General features: G+C 58.1%; 2 protein-coding genes. One reads left to right on the plus strand and one right to left on the minus strand.

What is annotated here, in order from left to right; genetic code table 11:
• Positions 1-253 (minus strand): LysR family transcriptional regulator (locus AC1DH9_RS30335; RefSeq protein WP_477809479.1); only part of this gene is annotated, 253 nt, incomplete at its 3' end.
• A 100-nt stretch (positions 254-353) separates the two neighbouring features.
• On the opposite strand from AC1DH9_RS30335, the gene AC1DH9_RS30340 reads away from it, so the two are divergent.
• Positions 354-648 (plus strand): NAD(P)-binding domain-containing protein (locus AC1DH9_RS30340; protein ID WP_477809480.1); only part of this gene is annotated, 295 nt, incomplete at its 3' end.

Here is a 648-nt window from a genome sequence, read left to right on the forward strand (position 1 = left end):
GCGCAAGGGAGTCGGCAGCCTGGGCTTCGCTCACAATATGCTTGTAGCGTTCATAGTAAGCACTTCCCAGTTCAGTCAGGCTCTGTCGCCGGGTGGTACGGTTCAGTAGCCGCGCGCCCAGCCGGTGCTCAAGAGCGGCAACATGCTTGGCCACCATCTGCGGCGACATGCCCAAGCGCTCTGCGGCACGGGCATAGGAGCCTGATTCCRCAGCCATCACAAAAGCGCTCATGCTCGTCAAGCGATCCATCATTCAACACTCCTGGTAACAAGACTAAGTCCGCGATGGTGATTTATCTCCCATTGGTTGCCAATCATCATAGCCTCTTCCTGACAACCAACGGAGCAAGGACATGCGAATAGGCATTATTGGCGCAGGGTTCATCGGACGTGCAGTGGCGCAATTGGTTATCGCTGCGGGGCACGAGGCGATGCTCAGCAACTCACGTGGGCCACAGACCATGAGCAGCGTGCTCAGTGGCATTCCCGGCAGTAAAGTCGGGACCCTCGAGGAGGCAGCGCAGTTTGGCGAAGTGGTTCTCGTGGCAATCCCCCTGGCGCATTACCAAAGCGTGCCGGCCAAGTGGCTGGAGGGCAAAACCGTCCTGGATGCCAACAACTACTACCCGGAACGAGACGGTCACATTC

This window comes from Pseudomonas sp. 05T35, from assembly GCF_056396605.1.